The sequence below is a fragment of the Streptomyces sp. NPDC050509 genome (genome assembly GCF_044457965.1).
In the GTDB taxonomy this organism is placed as follows: Bacteria; Actinomycetota; Actinomycetes; order Streptomycetales; family Streptomycetaceae; genus Streptomyces.
Genome location: NZ_JBITHL010000002.1, coordinates 739,885 through 762,244 on the forward strand (window position 1 = coordinate 739,885; position 22,360 = coordinate 762,244).

Sequence of the window (22,360 nt, forward strand, 5' to 3'; positions counted from 1 at the left end):
CACAGCGGCCTTTAACTTTCCCCTCAGAAATCGACACCGTCCGGGGGACTCCAGGAAGAGGCAGCAGGCCACTATGAAGAACACCGACGTACTCGCCAAGAAGCTCGCCGCCGTCATCGCCATCGGCATGGCCCTTCTGGTCCTGGCCCCCACCGAGGCCGCCACCCACCTCCGTACCACCACGGTCGCCCAGCCGGCCACGGACGGCATCATGGACGACACCAACCCCTGGACCCGCCACCGCCTGCAGACACTTCCCCGGACGGACGATCGTCGACAGGTCGCGGACCCTTCTACTGTGTCCGCGTAGTTCAGGGCAGATGTGACACCGCTGTCGGCCTCGACGTCGGACAGTAAGGCGCAAAGCGGAGGAACGTGCTTCCTCCGCCCTCCTGCCAGGGGCCTGACCGCGATGTCAGGGGTCGCGGTCAGGACCGCCGACACGCTGCTGGTCGCCGTCGGCTTGGCACGAGCTTCCCCACCGCCGCCCACCTCGCCGCCCACGTCGGCCTCGCCCCGACCACGAAGTCGTCGGGGACCTCGATCCACGGCGAACACGCACCACGCGGCGGCAACCGGCAGCTCAAACGCGCAATGTTCCTGTCTGCGTTCGCCGCCCTGTACGACCCCGCCTCCCGCACTTGTTACGACACATGCCGGGCCCGAGGGAAGAACCCCACGCAGGCGCTTCTCCGCCTGGCCCGGCAACGGATCAACGTGCTCTTCGCGATGCCCCGCGACGGCAAAGGTGAACGCCCTCCCGCTCCCAGTCACCCTCTGTCGAGAGCCAACTATTGACAGCAGCCATCTTCCGGTCACCTTCTCGGTCAGCTTCCACCCACCGGACAACGGCGGCGCCCAGCCGCTGCGCCTCATCCGACCACACCGACCAGGGGAGCATCGTGCGTAGCCCAACGAACCCCACACCTGTGCGCCGCAGCAGCCTCCGGATACCCGGCGGCGAACAGCGGTCCGTCCCGGTACGGCCGACCCTGGAGGAGAGGCTCGCCGCCGTCATGCCCCTGGACGAGCGCCAGCGCAAGCTGGTGGCACTGCTGCTCGCCGGGCACACGGACGCGAGCGCGGCCGGCCGGCTCGGCGTCAGTCCCCGCACGGTGACGAACATCCTGCGCTCGCTCATGGACAGACTGGGGGTTGACAACCGCTTCCAGTTGGGGGTGGCCATCGGCAGCAGGATGCGCGTGCCCGACCGGCCGAACCCCCGGCCCCGGCCCGTCCCGTTGCCGGGCGAGCCGATGCCCGGGTTCGGAGTCCCGATGCCGTCGGCCCGCCGCGAGGCCGGTGCGTAGGCCTCGCGGCGGTCGTGGCCCGGAGATCCGATCAACCACCGACAACGATGTCACACGGCTCACACCGCCCCCGTCCAGCCGTCCATGTCATTGACGCTGGGCGGAAGGCTGCCCTAGCGTCCCCCGCAGCATTGAAACCTTTCAACAACCGCCGGGACGCGTAGCGGCCGGCCGAGGGAGACTCGATGAACGACGGCCCGCACAGCCGCAGACACGTTCTCCAACTCGGCGCCGCGGCAGCGGCGGCCGCCGCGACCGGTGCGGCCACCTCCTGGGGGCCCGCGCACGCCGCCGAGCCGGGCGGTCCGGCGGCCCTCTCCGCCGTCCCTGACATCGCCGACCGGCCAAGCACCTCCGACCGCCCCGGCCCCTACTCGCCCGCCCGGTTCGCCCACCCCGGTACGGGCAGCATGCCGCTGATCCTCTGGTTCTGGAACGGCACGGTGACCCCCGCCCTCGTGGACAGCGACCTCGCGGACATGCGGGACAAGGGAGTGACCGAAGTCCTGGTCTTCCCCTTCGACACCCCGGCCCTGCGCCCCGCATTTTTCACCGAGGCATGGTTCGACATCATCGAGCACACGCTCCGCGAGGCCGACCGCCACCACATGCGACTGTGGCTGTTCGACGACGACTTCTTCCCGAGCGGCCGGGCGGGCGGGTTCGTGGTGAAGGGCGGCCGGGTCGGCGACCGCGTCCACCCGCCGCGCCCGGACCTGCGGGCCAAGAACCTGGCCCGGAGCAGTGTCGAGGTCACCGGCGGGACGGTCGTCCCACTGGCCGCCCGCGCGCTGTCCGTCGCCGGCGGACGGCTGATCGTGGACGCCGCCGCGTACGACGGTGTCCGAGTCCTGAAGGAGGGCGCCGACTGGGCCGACTGCACGGTCACCGCCACCGTCCGTGTCGAGCGGGCCACCGCCGGTCTGCTGGTGCGCTGCTCCGACGACCGCAACGGCTACCTGGCCGACCTGCGCGCGGACGGCGGCCTCGACATCTGGCGGCAGCGGGACGGCGGATTCACCCTGCTGCACCGGGGTGACGCCACGCCGGGGTTCGACGCCACGGCCGACCACACGCTCCGACTCTCCCTGCGCGGCCCGGTCATCACACCGTCGCTGGACGGTGCCGCCCGCCCGCCGGTGAGCGACACGACGTACGCCACCGGCACCGTCGGCGTACGCGCCGCCGCCACCCAGCGCTCCTCCTGGGACAGCCTCACCGTCACCGACCCGGCCGGCGCCTCCCTCTACGCCCAGACCTTCGAAGACCAGTCCGCGGTAGGCGAGTTCGAGACGCCGGCCGCCCTCGGCGAGGTGGTCGCCGCGGCGGCCCGCCCCGCCGGAGCCACCGGGAGCGACACGGTCCCGAGGATGATCGACCTCACCGCCGCCGTACACGCCGGCGGTGTCTGGACCGCCCCCGTCGGCCGGTGGCAGGTCGACATCCACACCTCCCGGCCGCTCGCCGACGCCACCGGCAGCCGACGGAACTACCTCGACCTCCTCGACGACGAGGCCGTGGACCTCTTCATGGACATCGTGCCCGGCGAGTACCTGCGCAGATTCCCGTGGGCCGTGGGCGGTGTCCTGCGCGGATTCGCCGACGACGAGCCCTTCGTGGCGTCCGCGGACGCCGGCTGGGGACAGCCTCCCTGGTCCCCGGGCCTCCCCGCCGAAATCAGCGGGCTGGCCCCGAAGGCGGGCCTCGGGATCGTGCTGTCCGCCGTCCTCGACGACCTCGGCGACCAGGGAGACCGGCTGCGCGGCGTTTTCTGGCGCGCGGTCTCCAACCGGTTCTCCGCCGCCTACTACCGGCGTCTCGGCGCGTGGATGGACGAGCGCGGGCTCGACGTCATCTCCAACCCGCTGTGGGACGAGTACGGCCCGGCCGAGCAGATCAAGAGCACCGGCAACCTCAACACCGCACACCAGTGGGCGCAGATACCGGGCACCGACCTGATCTTCGACCACTACCGGCGCGGGTACCACCGGATCCTGCCGCGCTGGCCCGCGAGCGCGGCCCATCAGACGGGGCGCACCCGCGTCTACCTGGAGGCCATGGGCGGTACGGGGTGGAGCGTGACACCGGCCCTGACCCGCGAGATCATCGGGGCGTTCGTCGTCCGTGGAGTCAACAAGGTCCTGCTGCACGCCCGGTTCTCCGACCCGAACGACATCGTCTTCCCGCCGCCGTTCCAGCCGGCCAACCCGTGGTGGGACCTCTCCCGGCCGCTCAACGAGTGGATCGGTCGGCTGGTCGAGACGGCCCGGGCCACGGCCGGGGCCCGCACCGCGCTCGTTCAGCCGCAGCGGGCGGCGGAGTCGCTCCAGGACCGCCCCGAACAGAGCCGCCTCGACGAGGAGTTCACAGCCGCCGTCCACGCCCTGGAGGACGTGCAGATCGACTTCGACTTCCTGGACGAGGGCGCGCTGGACCGGGACCCGGCACTGATCGCACACGCCCGGCCGCGCGGCTCCCGGCTGGTGGTCGGACGCCAGGAGTACGGCATCGTCGTCCTGCCACACACGCCCGTGCTGTCGGTAGGAGCAGTGGAGTCACTCACCGCCTTCGTCAAGGGCGGCGGTGTGCTGGTGGCGATCGGCGAACTGCCGCGGCGCGAACCGGGCGGCAGAGAAGAACAGTTGACACGGGCCCTGGCCCGGCTCTTCTCCGGCGTTCGGGCCTCCCGGACACACCGCGCGAAGGACCCGGCGGAGGCGGCGGCGACAGTGGCGGCGTTGGGAGGGGCCGCCGCCACACTGGTGCCCGCCACCCCCGACATCCGGGTGCTGCGTCTGGAACGCGGGGGCCGGCAGGCGTTCCTCCTGCACAACGAGCGGCCGGAGGCGGTACGGCTCACCGCGACGTTCCCGGCCCTGGGCGTACCGGAGATCTGGGACCCGGACACCGGTGAGACCGCCGCGGCGGGCGTCTGGCGCACGGCGCCGACGCGATCGGGGACCGGTACGGACGTACCCCTGACGCTCGAACCGAAGGCGACGCTCGCCGTGGTCTTCCGCCCGCCTACCCGCACCACACCACCCCCGCACGCGGTCGGGTCGAGCGCACCGGTGGAGAACGTGACGATCGACGGCCCCGCCCGCGGGACCGCCACCGTACGCGTCTCCCACGCGACGACGGCGACGGTCCGGGTCGAGGCCCGGCACGGCGAGCGCCGGTACGCCGGAACCCTCACCGTCACCGACCCGCTGACCCCCATACCGCTGGACGGCGACTGGAGCCTCCGCTTCGACCGCGACGGCGAACAGCCCATCAGCCGCCCACTCGCCACCTGGACGGACCTGCGCCCCTCCTACTCGGGCTCCGCCGTGTACGAACGCCACATCACCCTCGAAGCCCGCACCCTGTCCGGCCGCCTCTGGCACCTGGACCTCGGGGACGTGCGCGACGTGGCCGAGATCACCGTCAACGGCGTGCGGCTCCCCGTCCGCCTGTGGGCGCCCTACCGCGCGGACGTCACCACCGCCCTGCGCGCGGGCACCAACTCCGTACGCGTACGGGTCACCAATACGGGCGCCAACGCCCGCGGCGAAACGGCCGCCTCGGGCCTCCTGGGCCCGGTGACCCTGCACCCCGAACGCCGCGTCGAGGTCCCCCTCACCCGCACCCCCAACGGGCTCTGAGGCGGCCCGGTCGGCTCAGGCCAGGCGCACGAGGGCGTTCTCAGGTGCGATGAGCCGGCGGAAGTGCTCGACGAGCGACCTGAGCCCACCTCATATGTCTGATCGCGCGCGCCGCGTTCCCCGGGTGTGGGGAGCGGCGCGCGCCGCCCGGCTGGACCACGGGGCCGCGCATCGCAACGTCGCGGATCCCCGCCTGCGCAGGGTGCCGGCCCAGTACACCACCGACCGGGCTACCGCCGCCGAACTACGCGCGGCCACCATGGGCGACTTCCTTATGGGGCCCATCCCGACGCCGTACCGATAGCCGATGCACTCGGCGCTGCCAAGTCACGGCACGCCCGTTGTCGGCCCGCTCAGGGGTTACACATACGCCGCCGCGAGGCAGTTGGACGTCCCGGGCGCGATTCTCCGGGCGGCCTGCGCGGGTTCGCCCGTGCGGGTGAGGAGTCTGGTTCCGGCGAACCGGCCCCAGTCACGGCGGGCGCGATCCGGACGGCCCGCTTAGGGGGCCGGCCGGACAGGACCCGGACGGGGGCCGACGGTGAGAGCACGCTGAGCCGGATCACTGTCAGGAGATCGAGGGTCTCCCGTCACAACGGGACATGTGACATAGTACTGATGTGTCTGCTTCTCCGACTTCTCCGGCTTCTCTTCGGGTCGTCGTCGTGGGCGCCGGTATCGTCGGCGCGGCGACAGCCCGCGCCCTGGCCTGCGCCGGCTGCGACGTGACCGTCGTCGACCGCGGCCCCACCGCCGGGGGCACCTCCGCCGCCGGTGAGGGCAATCTGCTCGTCTCCGACAAGGAACCCGGCCCCGAGCTGCGGCTGGCGCAGCGTTCGCTCGCCGCCTGGGGGCGGATCGAGGACGAGCTGCGCGAGGAGCTCCCCGCCGGATTCCCCGGCCTCGAACTGGAACGCAAGGGCAGCCTGGTGGTCGCCACGACCGAGGCCGGCGCCGAGGCTCTGCTGACGTTCGCGGACACTCAGCGGGGCGCCGGAGTGCTGGCCGAGACGGTGGACGACGCCCGGGCTCATGAGCTCGAACCCGACCTGACACCGGACAGCACCGCCGCGGTGTTCTACCCCGAGGACCTGCAGGTGCAGCCGGTGGCCGCGACCGAGGCGCTGCTGGCCGCGGCCCGCCGTCACGGCGCGCGCGTACACCAGGGCGTCGAGGTGACCGGGCCGGTGCTGTCGTCGGGCCGGCTCGTCGGCGTACGGGTCGCTTCCGGGACCCTGCCCGCCGACGCCGTGGTGATCGCCGCCGGGCCCTGGTCCGGCCTGGTCGCCGAGCGGCTCGGTGTTCATCTCCCGGTGCGTCCGCGGCGCGGCACGGTGCTGGTCACCTCACGGATGCCGGTCCGTGTACGGCACAAGGTGTACGACGCCGACTACGTGGGCGCGGTCGGCTCCGGCTCGGCGGACCTGCAGGTCTCCAGCGTGGTCGAGTCGACCGCCGGCGGGACCGTCCTGATCGGCTCCTCCCGGGAGCGCCGCGGCTTCGACGAGCGGATCGAGGCCCGGGTGCTCGCCGCGCTGGCAACCAAGGCACTGCTGCTGTTCCCCTTCCTGGCCGACGTGCAGGCGATGCGCGCGTACGGAGGGTTCCGGCCGTTCGTACCCGACCACCTTCCGGTGATCGGTGCCGACCCGCGGCTGCCCGGTCTGTGGCACGCGACCGGGCACGAGGGCGCCGGGATCGGCCTGAGCCTGGCCACCGCCGAGCTGCTGCGCGATCAACTCCTCGCCGGTGCCGCCGATCCGCTGGCCGCCGAGTTCCGCCTGGACCGTCCCACCCTGCTGCCGCACCTCGAAGGGGCCGCCCGATGACGGGGATTCATATTGAGGTCGACGGCGACCGGATCGCCGGCCTGGCCGGGCAGAGCATCGCCGGGCTGTTGCTGGCCGACGGGCGGGTGGCCTGGAGGCGTACCCGCACCGGCCGCCCCCGCGGTGTCTTCTGCGGGATCGGCGCCTGCTTCGACTGCCTGGTGACCGTCAACGGCCTGCGCGATGTGCGGGCCTGCCAGCGGCGGGCCCAGGACGGCGACAAGGTCGAACTGCAGGAGGACGATCGTGACTGAGGTACTCGTCGTGGGCGGCGGACCGGCCGGGATGGCCGCGGCGCTGGCCGCCCGCCGCCACGGCGCCCGTGTCGTGCTGCTCGAAGCCGGTGACGACGTCGGCGGGCAGTACTGGCGGCATCTGCCGGACGGGCGTGGAGACCCGGACGAGCGGCTGTGGCAGCACGGCTGGGACCGCTTCCTCGCGATGCGCGACGAGTTGCTGGGCGACGAAGGCTGCGAGGTCGTGACCGGCGCGCACGTCTGGTCGGTCGGCCGGCGTGATGACGCCCCGCCGCTGGTGCACGTGTTCGTCGGCGAGCCGGACGGGCAGGGGCGTGAGCCGCGTACCTTCGACCCGGCGACCCTGGTGCTCGCCACCGGGGCGTACGAGCGCACCTTGCCGTTCCCCGGCTGGGATCTGCCCGGGGTCTTCACCGCCGGGGCGGCGCAGGCGCTGGCCAAGGGCGAACGGGTGGCCGTCGGCCGCCGCGTCCTGGTGGCCGGTGCCGGGCCGTTCCTGCTGCCCGTGGTCTCCAGCCTGCTGCGGATCGGGGCCGAGGTCGCGGGTGTGGTCGAGGCGGCCGGCCCGGCGCAGCTCGCCGGAGGCTGGGCCACCCGGCCGTGGCAGCTGCTCGCGGCCCGCCGCAAGGCCGGTGAACTGGCCGGGTACGCCCGGCAGTTGGCCGCCCATCGCATTCCGTACCGTACGGGGGCGGCAGTCGTCGCGGCACACGGCACCGATCGCGTGGAGGCGGTCACCGTGGCGCGCCTGACCCGGGACTGGACGCCGGTCCCCGGCACCGGACGGCGGATCGAGGTCGACGCCGTCTGCGTGAGCCACGGCTTCGTCCCGCGCACCGAACTCGCCACGGCGGCCGGCTGCGCGGTGGGCGTGGACGGTGCGGTCACCGTCGACGAGCGGCAGCGTACGTCGGTGCCCGGGGTCCTGACCGCCGGCGAACTGACCGGCATCGGCGGCGTCGACCTGGCCCTGGCGGAGGGCGAGATCGCCGGGACCGTCGCCGCCGGGGGTGTGCCGGCACCGGGCGCGGTCCGTGAGCGGGCGGTCTTCCGGAAGTTCGCCGCGCGGCTCGCCGCCGCGGGCGCCATCCGCCCCGGCTGGCGCGCCTGGGTGGACGACGACACCATGGTGTGCCGCTGCGAGGACGTCACCGCGGGCGCCCTGCGCCGGGCCGCGGAGCTGACCGGATCCCACGGGCTGCGCTCGCTCAAACTGACCACCCGGGCCGGCCTCGGCCTGTGCCAGGGCCGCACCTGCGGCCGCACGGTCGAGGACCTGCTCACCGGTGCGAACGAGCACGGTCTGCTCGACCCCGGCCGTACCGCCCACCGGCCGATCGCCATCCCCGTACGCCTGGGCGAACTCTCCGCTTCGACCAGGACCAGCAACCGAGAGGAAACCCCATGAGTTCCACACCGACCGATCTGCGCGGAGTGATCGTCGCCACCGCGCTGCCCTTCAAGGAGAACCCCTCGGCCCCCGCCGGGCTGGAGGTCGACTACGACCGTTACGCGGAGCACTGCGACTGGCTCATCAATGAGGGCTGCCACGGCGTCGGTCCGAACGGATCGCTCGGCGAGTACTCCGCGCTGACCGACGCGGAACGTCGCAAGGTCGTCCAAGTGGCCGTCGAGGCGGTCGGCGGGCGCGGCGTCGTGGTGGCCGGGGTGCACGGGCCCGGCTGGCACCAGGCCAGGCACTGGGCCGAACTGGCCGCCGAGGACGGAGCCGACGGCGTGCTGGCGCTGCCGCCGACGATGTACCGGGCCAGCCACGAGCAGGTCGTCGAGCACTACAGGAAGATCGACGAGGTCGGGCTGCCGATCATGATCTACAACAACCCGGTCGACACCAAGGTCGACCTCGTCCCCGACCTGGTGGCCGAGATCGCCCAGCTGCCCCACGTGACCGCGATCAAGGAATTCAGCGGGGACGTGCGCCGGCTGTTCGAGATCGAAGAGCGGTGCGACATCGACGTCGTGGCCGGCGCCGACGACGTGCTGTTCGAGCTGATGGCCGACGGGGCGGTCGGCTGGTTCGCCGGCTTCCCCAACACCTTCCCGGCCGAGTCGGTGGCGATCTACGAGCACATGCTGGCCGGGCGCTTCGAGCAGGCCCGGGAGCTCTACAAGCACCTTGTCGCGGTGTTCCGGTGGGACTCGCGCACCGAGTTCGTACAGGCCATCAAGCTCGGCATGGAGATGGTCGGCCGGTACGGCGGCCCCTGCCGCCCGCCGCGCGGCCCGCTCTCCACCGAGCACGACGCCCAGGTGCGCGCCGACATGCGACGGGCCATCGCCGCACTCGACGCGCGCCGCGCGGTGGCGGTCTGAGATGCGTACGTCGCGGCTGTACTCCGCTGTCGACTCGCACACCGAGGGCATGCCGACCCGGGTCGTGACCGGTGGCATCGGGGTGATCCCCGGCGCCACCATGAACGAGCGGCGGCTGTACTTCGTCGAGCACCTCGACCACGTACGGCGGCTGCTGGTCAACGAGCCGCGCGGTCACGCGGCCATGAGCGGCGCCATTCTGCAGCCGCCGACCCGCCCCGACGCGGATTTCGGCGTGCTGTACATCGAGGTGTCCGGGTGCCTGCCGATGTGCGGGCACGGCACGATCGGGGTGGCCACGGTGCTGGTCGAGACCGGGATGGTCGAGGTCGTCGAGCCGGTGACCAGCATCCGGCTGGACACCCCGGCCGGGCTGGTGGTGGCCAACGTCGCGGTCCAGGACGGGCACGCCGAGAGCGTCACGCTGGAGAACGTGCCCGCGTACTGCGACCGGCTCGACGAGACCATCGAGGTGCCCGGCCTCGGCGAGGTCAGGTACAGCCTGGCGTTCGGCGGGAACTTCTACGCCATGGTGGACCTCGACGACGTGCGGCTGCCGTTCGACCGGGCACGCAAGAACGAGATTCTGAGCGCCGGGCTGGCGATCATGGATGCGGTCAACACGTCGGCGCCGCCCAAGCACCCGCAGATCGAGGGTGTCGACCACTGCCACCACGTGGAGTTCATCGCGCCCGGTTCGAACGCCGCGCACTCGCGGCACGCCATGGCCATCCACCCGGGATGGTTCGACCGGTCGCCCTGCGGAACCGGCACGTCGGCGCGGATGGCCGAGCTGCACGCACGCGGCGAGCTGGCCCTGCACCAGGATTTCGTCAACGAGTCGTTCATCGGCAGCCGGTTCACCGGCCGCCTGGTGGGAGAGACCACGGTCGGCGGCCTGCCAGCGGTGCTGCCGACCATCACCGGGCGGGCCTGGGTGACCGGGATCGGCCAGTACATGCTGGACCCGACCGATCCCTACCCGGCCGGTTTCGAGTTCTGAGGGGAACGGTGGTTATCGTGCGGCTCTTGGGGCGGCACACCGGCACGCGCTTCCGGCGGCCGGTGACATATCAGGGGACATCACCGTCGATGCACCCCCGCACCTGCGACGACCGGCGAATGCGATACTCAGCACTGCGTCGACCGACGACGGTTGGCGGGGTGTGACATTTTAGTCGTGGGAGGACGGTGCGGATGAGTTCATCAATCATCGGCCCGGTGTCGGTGGGGGCGAGCCTGCGCGGCACGGTGGAGGACGCGGTGGCCGCGGCCATCGTCTCGGGCGAACTGGCCCCGGGCACCCTGGTCACCGCGCCGACGCTGGCCGCACGTTTCGGGATCTCCGCCACCCCGGTCCGCGAGGCCCTGCTCAACCTGCAGGGACGCGGGTTCGTCGACGTGGTGCGCAACAAGGGTTTCCGGATCACCGAGGTCAGCGAGCAGGACCTCTGGGAGATCGTACGGCTGCGCCAGCTGCTGGAGGCCCCGCCGATGCGGGAGATCGCGCGGACACTGCAACCGGAGGCCGCCGCCGACCTGCGCAGCAGGGCACAGGCGATCGTCGCCGCGGCCGCCGCGGCCGATCTGGCGGCCTACCTTGCCGCCGACATGGCCTTCCACCTGCGACTGCTGGAGCTGCACGGCAACCGCCGGCTGGTCGCGATGGTGAAGGACCTGCGGCAGCAGACCCGCATGGTGGGGCTGGCCGACATGATCGGTACCGCCGAGCTGGCCCGTTCGGCCGCCGAGCACCACAGCCTGGTGGACCTGCTGGAGGCGCGTGACGGGCGGGGTGCGGAAACGCTGCTCACCGCCCACATCGGGCACGTGCTCGGCTGGTGGAACGGCCGCGCGGAGGACTGAGACACCGGTGTGAAGAGCCCGTCCGGCCGAGCCGGGCGGGCTCTTGGCGCGCGCCCGTGAACGGGAATTTCCCCGCAGTAAATTCTGGCGTGAACCCTTCTCCCGGGAGGTGTCACATACTACTGTCTCCTCAAGTGACCGGGACCGCAGAGGTTTCGATCGCTCCGTGGGACCGGTTGCGGCTGCTCTGCCCGCCGGCCCACCGGACTCGCAGCGCATCTGCTCACCATTTTCCGCACATAGTCGCTGGTCCGCCGGCCCGTCACCCGTCCCGCTCTTCCGGACGGCCGGGCTGCCCGCACCCGACCGGAAGGTAGGACCCCTTGAAGAGAACCCCGTCTTCAGCGGCACTCGTTGGGCTGACGGCCGGCGTACTCGCCCTTTCGGCATGCACCGGTGGCGGCTCCTCGTCCACGGGCACCGGCGGTGAGGGCGGCGGGACCGCGGTCAAGGGCGGGACCGTGCAGGTCCTGCAGTCGACCAACTTCTCCTATGTCGACCCGTCCCGCGGCTGGGACGGCGGCGTCAACGCGCTGTACCGCCTGCTGTACCGCCAGCTGGTCACCAAGGCACCCAACGACGCCAAGGATCCCAACGCGATGGTCCCCGACCTTGCGCAGAGCCTCGGCAAGGTCTCCGCCGACGGTCTGACCTGGACCTACAAGCTCAAGCCCGGGATCAAGTTCGACACCGGCGCGCCGATCACGTCCAAGGACGTCAAGTTCGGCATCAGCCGCAGCTGGGACCCGGAGATCGGCATCGGCGCGCCGTACCTGAAACAGCTGATCGATGCCCCGAAGGGCTACCAGGGGCCGTACCGCTCGGGCGAGTTGCGGACGATCGAGACGCCGGACGACCGGACGATCGTCTTCCATCTCAAAGCTCCGTTCCCCGAGTTCGACGCGGCGCTCTCCCAGCCGAACGGCACCCCGTTCCCGGTCGGCACCGGCGCGGCCGACTCGTTCATCAAGGACGTCATCTCCTCCGGTCCGTACGACGTGGAGAAACTCACCCCGGGCAGCCTGATCCAGCTCAAGCGCAACCCGCACTGGGACGCGAAGAGCGACACGGTCCGCAAGGCATACCCCGACGCGTGGCGCTTCACCATCGGCATCGAGGGCGCCACCATCGACGAGCGCCTCATCGCCGGCCAGGGCGCCGACGTCAACGCGATCTCCGGCAGTGTGGGGACGGCCACCATCGCCCGCCTGCAGACACCGCAGCTCAAGGCACGGATGGTCAAGGCACCGTCGACCTGCCTCACGTACATGGGTCTCAACACGACGAAGAAACCGCTCGACAACCTGAAGGTGCGCCAGGCCGTCAACTACGCGGTGGACAAAGGCTCGGTGCTCAACGCCACCGGCGGCAGACAGTTCACGACGATCTCCAACAGCCTCCTGCCGCAGACGGTCTCCGGACACGTCGACTACAACCCCTATCCGAGCGCGGACAACGCCGGTGACGTGGCCAAGGCCAAGCAACTGCTCACCGAGGCGGGCCATCCGAACGGCTTCACGATGACCCTGGACGTCCGCGCGCTAGAGGCCGACCAGCGCAAGGGCGAGGCAATCCAGCAGGCGCTCAAGCGGGTCGGCATCAAGGTCAAGCTGAACGTGATCGACGGGTCGACCTACTACGAGACGATCGGCACGCCGTCGCAGCAGCATGACGCGGCGATCACCGGCTGGTGCCCGGACTGGGCGTCGAGCGCGTCTACGTTCCTGCCGCCCCTGTTCGACGGCCGGCACATCAACCCCAAGGGCAACCAGAATCTCTCCCAGCTCGACGACGCCGCCGTCAACGCCGAGATCGACCGGATCGGCGCGATGACCGACCTGGCCGCGGCCAACAAGGCCTGGGGCGAGCTGGACAAGAAGATCATGGCGCTGGCTCCCTTCGTTCCGCTGAACGTCGACAACCGCATCTACCTGCCGGGCACCAACGTGGCCGGGATCATCGCGCCCAGCGGCGACCTCGACTACGGGATCATCGGTCTCAAGGACCCGGCGAAGGGCTGACATGACGATCCCGTCAACCGGCCCGCAGGTGCCCGCGGTGTCCGCACCGGGCACCGCGGGCGCCACCCCCGACCCTCGCTGGAGCGTGGCCCGCGCCCTGCTGCGCGACCCGGTGGCCGTGGCCTGCCTCGGCTACATCGCACTGATCGTGCTCATGGCGGTGTTCGCACCCCTCATCGTCCGGGTCAGCGGCTGGGACCCGTACGAGTTCGACCAGAGCGCCATCGACCCCGACCTCGGCGGCATACCCACCGGGTCCTGGGGCGGCATCTCCGGATCGCACTGGCTCGGTGTCGAGCCCGGCAGCGGCCGGGACGTCTTCGCCCGGATCGTGTACGGCGCCCGCTCCTCGATGCTCATCGCCCTCGGCGCGACGCTGCTCACCACGGCGCTCGGCATGGTGTTCGGCCTGTTGGCCGGTTACTTCGGAGGCCGGACCGACATGCTGATCTCGCGGGTCATGGAGTTCCTGATGGCGTTCCCCGCGCTCATCTTCATGATCGCCGTGCTCTCCGCACTGCCCGCGGACGACCGGCAGTACCTGCTGGTCGTGGTGATCTCACTGTTCGGCTGGCCCTACCTGGCCCGGATCGTGCGAGGACAGACCATATCGCTCAAGGAGCGCGAGTTCGTCGAGGCCGCCCGTGCGTCCGGTGCCTCCCGCACCACCATCGTGTTCACCGAGATCCTGCCCAACCTGCGCTCGACCATCCTGGTCATGGTGACCCTGGCGGTACCCGGTTACATCGGTACCGAGGCCGGGCTGTCCTTCCTCGGCGTGGGCCTGGTGCCGCCCACGCCGTCCTGGGGGCAGATGATCTCGAGTTCGGTGAACTGGTACGCGGTGGTCCCCACGTACTTCCTGGTGCCGGGCGTCTTCCTGGCGCTGCTGGTGCTGTCCTTCATGGTCCTCGGCGACCACATCCGGACCGCCGTCGAGCCGGGGGGCCGCTCATGACCCGCTACGTCGTGCACCGCGTGCTGGGCATGCTGCTGGTGCTGTTCCTGGTCTGCCTGTTCACCTACATCATCTTCTTCGCCCTGTCGCCGGACCCGGCCGTACAGATCTGCGGCAAGAACTGCACCCCGGAGCGCATCGACCAGATCCGCGCCAACCTCGGCCTGACCGACCCGTTCCTCACCCAGTTCCTGCACTTCATGCAAGGGCTGTTCCTGGGCCGCGACTACGGCAGCGGCCCCTCCACCGTGCACTGCCCGGCACCCTGCCTCGGTTACTCGTTCCAGACCTCGCAGTTCGTCACCGACATGGTCGTGCAGCGGCTGCCGGTGACCGCGGTGGTCGCCCTCGGCGCGGCCGTGCTCTGGCTGTTCATGGGCGTGCTCGGCGGTCTGCTCAGCGCCGTGCGCGAAGGGAGATTCGCCGACCGGTTCATCGCCGGGCTCACCCTGGGCGGCATGTCGATCCCGAACTACGTACTCGCCCTCGCGCTGCAGTACGTGCTCGTGGTGTGGCTGCAGTGGCTGCCGTTCCCGCAGGCCGTGCAGTTCGCCGACGACCCGGGGCAGTGGTTCCTCAACTTCATCATGCCCTGGACGGTGCTGGCGATCGGCTACGCCTCGTCGTACACCCGGCTCACCCGGGCCAACGTCATCGACACCCTCGACGAGAACTTCGTGCGGACCGCGAGAGCCAAGGGCCTGCGACCGGACCTGGTGTGGCGGCGGCACGCGCTGCGGCCGGCGCTGACCCCGATCGTCACGATCGCGGGCATGGACTTCGCCGGCCTGCTCGGCGGCGCGCTGATCACCGAGACGGTCTTCGGGATCAACGGCGTCGGCAAACTCGCGGCGGACTCCATCACCAAGAACGACCAACCGGTCATCATGGCGGTGACGTTGCTCGCGGCGTTCTTCGTCGTGGTCGGCAACATGGCCGTCGACCTGGTGTACTCGGCGATCGACCCGCGGGTCAGAGTGGGAGCGGCGTCATGAGCGACCTGCTGCGCGTCCGTGACCTGACCGTCGCCTTCCACGGCGCCCCGGTGGTCGACGCCATCGACTTCGCCGTACCGCCCGGCGGCGCCCTCGGCATCGTCGGCGAGTCCGGCTCGGGCAAGTCGATGACCAGCCTCGCGATCATGGGGCTGCTCCCGAAGGGAGCCACCCGCGCCGGCAGCATCGAGTTCGACGGAGGCGAGCTCACCACGCTGAACGAACGCCGGATGCGAGCCGTTCGCGGCGACCGGATCGCGATGGTCTTCCAGGACCCGCTCTCCTCGCTGAACCCTTACTACACGGTGGGCACGCAGATCGCCGAGGCCTACCGGTCGCACCGCACCGGCGTCAGCCGCCGGGCGGCCCGCACGGCAGCGATCGAGGCGATGGAACGCGTGCACATCCGCGACGCGGCCCGCCGCGTCGACGAATACCCGCACCAGTTCTCCGGCGGCATGCGCCAGCGCGTGATGATCGCGATGGCACTCAGCACCGAACCCAGCCTGATCATCGCCGACGAGCCGACCACCGCGCTCGACGTCACCGTCCAGGCCCAGATCCTCGACCTGCTCGCCGAGGTACGCCGTGACACCGGTGCCGCGCTCATCCTCATCACCCACGACCTCGCCGTGGTCAGCGAGGTCGCCGACACACTGATCGTCATGCGGCACGGCAAGGTCGTCGAGTCCGGCACCGCCGAGCAGATCTTCTGCGACCCGCGGCACCCGTACACCCGGGCGCTGCTCGACGCGGTCCCGCGGATCGACGACGAGATCGGCGAACTGCAGACCCTGGGAGGCGACACATGAGCCCCGAACCGTTGCTGCGGGCCCGGAACCTGGTCAAGGAATTCCCCGTCGCGGGTACGGCCGGCCTGCTGCGCCCCGCCCGCAGGTTCACCGCCGTCGACACCGTCTCCTTCGACCTGCACGCGGGCCGAACGCTCGCGCTCGTGGGGGAGTCCGGGTCCGGCAAGTCGACCACCGCGCGGCTCGCCGCCCGGCTGATCGACGTCACGTCGGGCACCGTCCACCTAGACGGCCGCGACATCACCGCCCTGCAAGGGCCCGACCTGCTGGAGGTACGCCGCCAGGTACAGGTCGTGTTCCAGGACCCGTTCTCGTCGCTCAATCCCCGGCACACCGTCGAACGGATCGTCACCGCGCCCCTGCGCTACCAGAAACGGCCGATCCCCGGAGGAACCCGGACGGTCGCCCGCGCGCTCATGGAACGGGTGGGGCTCGACCCCGATCACGTCGATCGTTACCCCGCGCAGTTCTCCGGCGGGCAGGCACAGCGCATCGGCATCGCCCGCGCGCTCGCCGTGAGCCCGCGCGTACTGGTCTGTGACGAGGCGGTCTCGGCCCTCGACGTCTCGGTACAGGCACAGATCATCAACCTGTTGCGCGAACTGCAGCGCGAGGAGGGCTTCGGCTGCCTGTTCATCGCCCATGACCTCGCCGTGGTCCGGCAGATCGCCACCAGCGTCGCGGTGATGACCGCCGGCCGCGTGGTGGAGGCCGGCGAGCGGGACGCGATCTTCGACGACCCGCAGCACGAGTACACCCGCACCCTGCTGGCCGCCGTGCCACGGATCCGCCCCGAGTGGGACGCGCGCCGCCGGAGCAACTCGACCGGAGCCACCGCATGAACCTGGTGGAATACCCCCTGCCCGGCGCCTGGGTGCGCGAGTTCACCGTCGCCGCGCCACTGGACTGGTCCGATCCCGGCGGCGAGAGCATCGAGCTGTTCGTCCGGGAGTTCACCGACCCCGAACGCCGCCACGACGACCTGCCGTTGCTGACCTATCTGCAGGGCGGCCCCGGCGGTGCCAACCCCCGGCCCGCCCCGGTGGGAGGCTGGCTGGCCGAGGCCCTCCCGCACTACCGGGTCGTCCTGGTCGACCAGCGCGGCACCGGGCGCAGCACCCCGGTCGACGGCACCGACATCGCGGGTTTCCCCCATGCCCGTGCCGCCGCCGACCACCTGCTGCACTTCCGGGCCGACTCGATCGTGCGTGACCTCGAACACGTCAGGACCCGGTGCTACGACGGCAAACGGTGGGCCACCCTCGGGCAGAGCTTCGGCGGGTGGATCACCCTGACCTACCTGTCGCGCGCCCCCGAGGCACTGACCGCCTGCTACGTCTGCGGCGGGATCCCCGGCACACCGCCCGATCCGGCGGAGGTCTACCGGCGTACGTTCGACCGGGTGGCCGGCAAGACCGCCGACTTCTACCGGCGCTACCCGCAGGACGTCGCCGCGGTGACGGCGATAGCCGACCGGCTCGCCGCCGGTGACGTGACGCTGCCCGACGGCTCGCCGCTGTCGGTGCGCCGGTTCCAGACCCTGGGCGGGGACCTCGGCTTCGGAGCCGGCCACCAGCGCCTGCACTGGCTGGTCTCCGAGGCGATCCGCCGGGACGGCAGGCTCGACGCCGAGTTCCTGGAGACGGTGCTGGTCAAGACGTCGAACGCGGGGAACCCGCTGTTCTGGACCCTTCAGGAGTCGATCTACGGCGACGGCGCCAACGGTCCCTTCCGCTGGGCGGCCCAGCGCGAACGGGACCGGCGACCGGAGTTCACCGAGGACCGCCGGCCGCTGCTGTTCACCTCGGAAATGACGTTTCCGTGGATGTTCGAGGAGATACGGGCGCTGCGGCCGTTCGCGCCCGCGATGGCCGAGCTCGCCGAGCAGGAGGTCTGGAGCCCGCTCTACGACCCGGCCCGGCTCGCGGCCAACGACGTCCCGCTGGCCGCCGCCGTCTACGCCGACGACGTGTTCGTCGACGCCGGGCTGCAGCGCGACACCCTGACCCGGGTCGGCAACGCGCAGACCTGGGTGACCAACGAGTACGAACACGACGGCATCGCCGACGGCCGGGTGTTCCACCGGCTGCGGGAGATGGTCCGCGACCGAGGAGGCGAAAAGCGTTGACCGAGATCACCACCCCGCCGTACGCCGGGACGAAGCCGCCACGTCTGGCCGACGAAAGCCCCGGCTTCCTGGCCCGCATCGGACAGGGCTGGGCCGAACGCGACGTCCCGGCGCCGGTGAGTCCCGCCGCGGCACGGGCGGCGGCCGACCACCGGGCCCGGCTGAGCGCCTGCCTGCCGGACCGGACCCTGGTCCTGGCGGCCGGCCGCGCCCCGCGCCGTAACGGCGACGCGGACTACCCGTTCCGGGCGGACAGCGACTTCGTCTGGGCCACCTCGTGCCAGACCGAGGGCGCGGTCCTGGTGATGAAGCCACGGCCGGGCGGCCACGACGCCGTGCTCTACATGCCGGCCCCGGCCCGGCCCGGCGAACGTGACTTCCACGCCAGCGCCGCCTACGGGGAACTGTGGGTCGGCCCGTCGGCGGGGCTCGCGGCGTGGTCCGCCGCGCTGGACCTGCCGGTGCGGCCGATCGGCGACCTCGGTGAGCAGCCCGCCGGTGAACCGGACGAACTGCGCACCGTGCTCTCCGACCTTCGCATGATCAAGGACGACTGGGAGATCGCACAGCTGCGGGAGGCCGTGGACCACACCGTCACCGGTTTCGCCGCCGTCGCCGACGAGATCCCGCGGGCCGTCACCGACGCCCTGGGAGAGCGCTGGCTGCAGGGCACCTTCGACCGGCACGCCCGCACCTTCGGCAACGGGCCCGGCTACAACACCATCGTCGGCTCCGGCGAGCACGCGCCGATCCTGCACTGGGTCCGCTGCGACGGCCCCGTCCTGCCCGGCGAGACCCTGCTGCTGGACATGGGCGTCGAGGCGAACTCGCTGTACACCGCGGACGTGACCCGGACGCTACCGGTGGGCGGCACCTTCACACCGGCCCAGCGTCGGGTGCACGACCTGGTCGAGGCCGCGCACCGGGCCGGCATGGACCAGGTACGCCCCGGCGGCACCTACATCGACTTCCACTTCGCCGCCATGGAGGTGCTGGCCCGCGGGCTGCACGACTGGGGGCTGCTCCCGGTCTCGGTCGACGAGGCGCTCGCACCCGGGGGCCAGCAGCACCGCCGCTACCTCGTCTGCGGTATCGGCCACCACCTGGGCCTGGACGTGCACGACTGCGGCTCGTCGTCGTACGAGCAGTACCAGGGCGCGTCGCTGCGGCCCGGCATGGTGCTGACGGTCGAGCCCGGCCTGTACTTCCACGCCCACGACGAGACCCTGCCCCCGGAACTGCGCGGAATCGGCGTACGCCTGGAGGACGACCTCCTGGTCACCGGGACCGGGCACGAGGTGCTGTCCGGCGCGCTGCCGATCGACGCCACCGGACTCGAGAAATGGGCGGCCCGATGACCCGCGTACATCCCTTCGCCCTGCGGGACGTGGACCTGCTCGACGGCGTGCACTCCCGGACCCGGGACCAGATGCTCCATCTCGCCAGGGAGTTCCCGGTGGACCGGGTGCTCGCGGTCTTCCGGGCCAACGCGGGGCTCGACACCCACGGCGCGCTGCCGCCCGGCACCTGGGAGGACTTCGGCCATCCCGAGGAGCGGGCGTGGTCCGAGGCCGACTACCCCGGACCGGGCGTGGCACCCACGGCGAGCCTGCTGCGCGGGCACTACGCGGGGCACTTCCTGTCGATGCTGTCGCTGGCCTACGCCTCGACCGGCGAGGAAGCCCTGCTGAGCAGGACGAACGAGATGGTCGCGGGCCTGGCCGAGGTGCGCGACGCGCTGGCGGCGACCGGGCGCTACAGCCATCCGGGATTTCTGGCGGCGTACGGCGAGTGGCAGTTCTCGCGGCTGGAGGACCTGGCGCCGTACGGGGAGATCTGGGCGCCGTACTACACCTGTCACAAGATCATGGCGGGGCTGCTGGACGCGTACGAGCTGACGGGCTCCCAGCAGGCGCTGCAACTCGTCACCGGCATGGGCCACTGGGTGGCCCGCCGCGTTCTGCGGCTGGAACGGGCACAACTGCAGCGCATGTGGTCGCTCTACATCGCCGGCGAGTTCGGCGGCATGAACGAGACCATGGCGACACTGCACCGGATCACCGGCGAACCCTCGTTCCTGCGCACCGCCGGGGCGTTCGAGGTCGACCGCGTGCTCGACGCCGCGGTCGAGGGCCGTGACGTGCTCGACGGCATGCACGCCAACCAGCACCTCCCGATGCTCGTCGGGCACCTCGACCAGTACGACGCCACCGGCGACCGCCGCTACCTCGACGCGGTCGTCGCACTCTGGGACCAGATCGTGCCCGGCCGGACCTTCGCGCACGGCGGCACCGGCGAGGGCGAACTGTGGGGCCCCGCGGACACCGTGGCCGGGTTCGTCAAGCGGCGCAACGCCGAGACCTGCGCCACCTACAACCTGCTGAAGATCGCCCGTTCGCTGTTCGGGCACACCCTCGACGGCCGGTACGCCGACTACGCCGAGCGCGCCTCGCTCAACCACATCGTCGGCTCCCGCGCGGACGTCACCTCGGACACCAGCCCCGAGGTCCTGTACATGTACCCGGTGGACCCGGGCGCCGTCCGCGAGTACGACAACGTCGGCACCTGCTGCGGCGGCACCGGCCTGGAGAGCCACGTCAAACACCAGGAATCGGTGTGGTTCCACGCACCCGGGCAGCTGTACGTCACGCAGTACGTACCCTCGCGGCTGCGCCACGCCGACGGGGAGGTGATCCTGCGGACCCGGTACCCCCGCGACGGGAAGGTGGCGGTCGAGTTCGGCGCCGCCTTCTCGGGCGAGCTGCACCTGCGCATCCCGCCCTGGGCCGCCGGCTCCCGGGTCGACGGTGTGGAGACGCCGGTGCCGGACACCGGATTCGTGACACTGCGGCGCGATTTCCGCCCCGGCGACACCGTCGAGCTCGACCTGCCGATGCCGCTGAGGCTGGTGCCCACCCCCGACGACCCCACCCTGGTCAGCCTGGAACTCGGCCCCACGGTGCTGCTCGCGCGGGACGACGCCACCACCACCCTGCCGGTCGCGGCGGCCGCCCACCGGCGTCTCGACGGCAGCATCGCCGGGCACACCACCGACGGCGACCTGGTCTCGGTGCTCGGCCGGACCTTCGAACCGGCCTGGTCCGGCGGCGACCACCGCTACCACATGTACCTGCGTCTGGCCGACCCGGAGATCGCCTTCCTGGGCAGCACCCCCGGGGTACCCGACCGCCATGACTCCGACGGCTGGTCGTTCCTCACCGGACTGTGGGCGGACGGCGGTTACGCGGATATCGCCGCGTTCTTCACCGCGGTCCACCGGGGGGTGGTGCGGGCGGCCCGGTCCGGGCTGCTGAGCCGGGACGAGGCGGCCCTGGTGCTCATGGCAGCCGCCGCGAGCACCCTCGACGGCCCGGCCGTGCCCCGCCGCGGTGTCGTCGGCCCGGACTCGGCGGACGAACCGCGCGTGAGCCGGCTGACCACCGCGGACGGGCAGCCGGCCGAGGACATCGTCGAGTGGTCGCTCCCGGCGGATATCGGCGCGGGGGATCCGCTGCCGGTGGTCCGCGTGGAGGTGACCGGCGACCGTGCCCCGTCCGGGTGGTACACCCGCGAGCCGGGCTTCGCGGTGACCTCGGTCTCGCCCGCCACCCTGGAGGCCGCGGTGGGTGAGGGCGCGTGGCGGCCCGCGACCGGCGTGATCGCGCTGGACGGCGAGGGCCGGCACGTGCTCCGGGGCCGGGCCACCGACTCCTCCGGCCGGACCGTCCACGTCACCCGCGAGGTCGCCGTGGACACGCGGCCCCCGTCGGTGGGCGCCGAGGTCCGTCCGCTCGGACCGAGCAACGTCGAGGTGACCCTCCACGCCGACGACGACGTGTCCGGCGTGGACCGCGTTCAATGGCGTACCCCGGAGACGTTCTGGGGCATCTACCAGGAGCCGTTCACCAGGGCGCTGCGCGACGAGCCACAGATCCTCGAGTTCATCGCCACCGACCGTGCCGGGAACACCACACCGATCCAGCGGGTGACGCTGCCGCCGCTGCGGTGAGAATCCCGAATGATTCTCCCGAACCGAAGGTTGCCGAAAGGGTTTTCGTACGTCAGTGTCAACAGTAATAGATGCCCCGTCCATCAGTGTTGGCCTTCACGCGCTCACCGGAGTCCTCTGCATCCACCGTCATTCTCCGGTGTGCGGGAAAGGCCCGAAAGGTCGACGTGGCGCTCGTCAGTCATCGGCCCCCAAGG

General features: G+C 71.4%; 18 protein-coding genes and 1 pseudogene. All 19 read left to right on the forward strand.

Translation table 11 applies throughout. The annotated features are described in order from the left end of the window. Nucleotides 1-73: 73 nt before the first annotated feature. The 19 genes and pseudogenes from ACIBJC_RS08590 to ACIBJC_RS08680 all read left to right on the forward strand — a co-directional run bounded on the left by ACIBJC_RS08590 (nucleotide 74) and on the right by ACIBJC_RS08680 (nucleotide 22,163). Nucleotides 74-310: a hypothetical protein gene (locus ACIBJC_RS08590; protein WP_399289594.1), complete on the forward strand. Its 237-nt coding sequence runs from the start codon at nucleotides 74-76 to the stop codon at nucleotides 308-310. A 93-nt stretch (nucleotides 311-403) separates the two neighbouring features. Continuing rightward, a pseudogene (locus ACIBJC_RS08595) lies at nucleotides 404-798 on the forward strand (transposase); the annotation flags it as partial. Between the two features lie 131 nt (nucleotides 799-929). After that, nucleotides 930-1,310, forward strand: a complete 381-nt coding sequence (locus ACIBJC_RS08600) for a helix-turn-helix transcriptional regulator (protein ID WP_399289596.1) — start codon at nucleotides 930-932, stop codon at nucleotides 1,308-1,310. A gap of 185 nt (nucleotides 1,311-1,495) precedes the next feature. Then, a complete protein-coding gene (locus ACIBJC_RS08605) occupies nucleotides 1,496-4,954 on the forward strand; it encodes a glycosyl hydrolase (protein WP_399289598.1) in 3,459 nt (1,152 codons plus the stop codon). Between the two features lie 94 nt (nucleotides 4,955-5,048). Then, nucleotides 5,049-5,258: a hypothetical protein gene (locus ACIBJC_RS08610; protein WP_399289600.1), complete on the forward strand. Its 210-nt coding sequence runs from the start codon at nucleotides 5,049-5,051 to the stop codon at nucleotides 5,256-5,258. Between the two features lie 316 nt (nucleotides 5,259-5,574). After that, entirely contained in the window at nucleotides 5,575-6,783 is a 1,209-nt protein-coding gene (locus ACIBJC_RS08615) for an NAD(P)/FAD-dependent oxidoreductase (RefSeq protein WP_399289602.1), read from the forward strand. Further along, complete coding sequence (locus ACIBJC_RS08620; protein ID WP_399289604.1) at nucleotides 6,780-7,037, forward strand: 2Fe-2S iron-sulfur cluster-binding protein; 258 nt, start codon at nucleotides 6,780-6,782, stop codon at nucleotides 7,035-7,037. The genes ACIBJC_RS08615 and ACIBJC_RS08620 overlap by 4 nt, the downstream gene beginning before the upstream one ends. Then, a complete protein-coding gene (locus ACIBJC_RS08625) occupies nucleotides 7,030-8,448 on the forward strand; it encodes an NAD(P)/FAD-dependent oxidoreductase (protein WP_399289606.1) in 1,419 nt (472 codons plus the stop codon). Before ACIBJC_RS08620 ends, ACIBJC_RS08625 begins: the two co-directional genes overlap by 8 nt. Beyond that, nucleotides 8,445-9,374 carry a dihydrodipicolinate synthase family protein gene (locus ACIBJC_RS08630; protein WP_399289608.1) on the forward strand — a complete coding sequence of 310 codons (930 nt, stop codon included), beginning with the start codon at nucleotides 8,445-8,447 and terminating at the stop codon, nucleotides 9,372-9,374. The genes ACIBJC_RS08625 and ACIBJC_RS08630 overlap by 4 nt, the downstream gene beginning before the upstream one ends. Before the next feature lies 1 nt (nucleotide 9,375). Further along, nucleotides 9,376-10,377 carry a proline racemase family protein gene (locus tag ACIBJC_RS08635; RefSeq protein WP_399289610.1) on the forward strand — a complete coding sequence of 334 codons (1,002 nt, stop codon included), beginning with the start codon at nucleotides 9,376-9,378 and terminating at the stop codon, nucleotides 10,375-10,377. A 194-nt stretch (nucleotides 10,378-10,571) separates the two neighbouring features. Beyond that, a complete protein-coding gene (locus ACIBJC_RS08640) occupies nucleotides 10,572-11,240 on the forward strand; it encodes a GntR family transcriptional regulator (protein WP_399289612.1) in 669 nt (222 codons plus the stop codon). Between the two features lie 323 nt (nucleotides 11,241-11,563). Next, on the forward strand, nucleotides 11,564-13,261 hold the full coding sequence (locus ACIBJC_RS08645) for an ABC transporter substrate-binding protein (protein ID WP_399289614.1): 1,698 nt from the start codon (nucleotides 11,564-11,566) through the stop codon (nucleotides 13,259-13,261). Nucleotide 13,262: 1 nt separating this feature from the next. Continuing rightward, the gene (locus ACIBJC_RS08650) at nucleotides 13,263-14,219 is read left to right on the forward strand and encodes an ABC transporter permease (protein ID WP_399289616.1); all 957 of its coding nucleotides are present in this window, start codon (nucleotides 13,263-13,265) and stop codon (nucleotides 14,217-14,219) included. Then, a complete protein-coding gene (locus ACIBJC_RS08655) occupies nucleotides 14,216-15,214 on the forward strand; it encodes an ABC transporter permease (protein WP_399289618.1) in 999 nt (332 codons plus the stop codon). The genes ACIBJC_RS08650 and ACIBJC_RS08655 overlap by 4 nt, the downstream gene beginning before the upstream one ends. After that, nucleotides 15,211-16,026, forward strand: coding sequence for an ABC transporter ATP-binding protein (locus ACIBJC_RS08660; protein WP_399289620.1), 816 nt, complete (start codon nucleotides 15,211-15,213; stop codon nucleotides 16,024-16,026). Before ACIBJC_RS08655 ends, ACIBJC_RS08660 begins: the two co-directional genes overlap by 4 nt. Beyond that, nucleotides 16,023-16,868, forward strand: coding sequence for an ATP-binding cassette domain-containing protein (locus tag ACIBJC_RS08665; RefSeq protein WP_399289622.1), 846 nt, complete (start codon nucleotides 16,023-16,025; stop codon nucleotides 16,866-16,868). Before ACIBJC_RS08660 ends, ACIBJC_RS08665 begins: the two co-directional genes overlap by 4 nt. After that, nucleotides 16,865-18,154 carry an alpha/beta fold hydrolase gene (locus ACIBJC_RS08670; RefSeq protein WP_399289624.1) on the forward strand — a complete coding sequence of 430 codons (1,290 nt, stop codon included), beginning with the start codon at nucleotides 16,865-16,867 and terminating at the stop codon, nucleotides 18,152-18,154. Before ACIBJC_RS08665 ends, ACIBJC_RS08670 begins: the two co-directional genes overlap by 4 nt. Then, nucleotides 18,151-19,512: an aminopeptidase P family protein gene (locus tag ACIBJC_RS08675; RefSeq protein WP_399289626.1), complete on the forward strand. Its 1,362-nt coding sequence runs from the start codon at nucleotides 18,151-18,153 to the stop codon at nucleotides 19,510-19,512. Before ACIBJC_RS08670 ends, ACIBJC_RS08675 begins: the two co-directional genes overlap by 4 nt. Next, nucleotides 19,509-22,163 carry a beta-L-arabinofuranosidase domain-containing protein gene (locus tag ACIBJC_RS08680; protein WP_399289628.1) on the forward strand — a complete coding sequence of 885 codons (2,655 nt, stop codon included), beginning with the start codon at nucleotides 19,509-19,511 and terminating at the stop codon, nucleotides 22,161-22,163. The genes ACIBJC_RS08675 and ACIBJC_RS08680 overlap by 4 nt, the downstream gene beginning before the upstream one ends. Nucleotides 22,164-22,360: the final 197 nt, after the last annotated feature.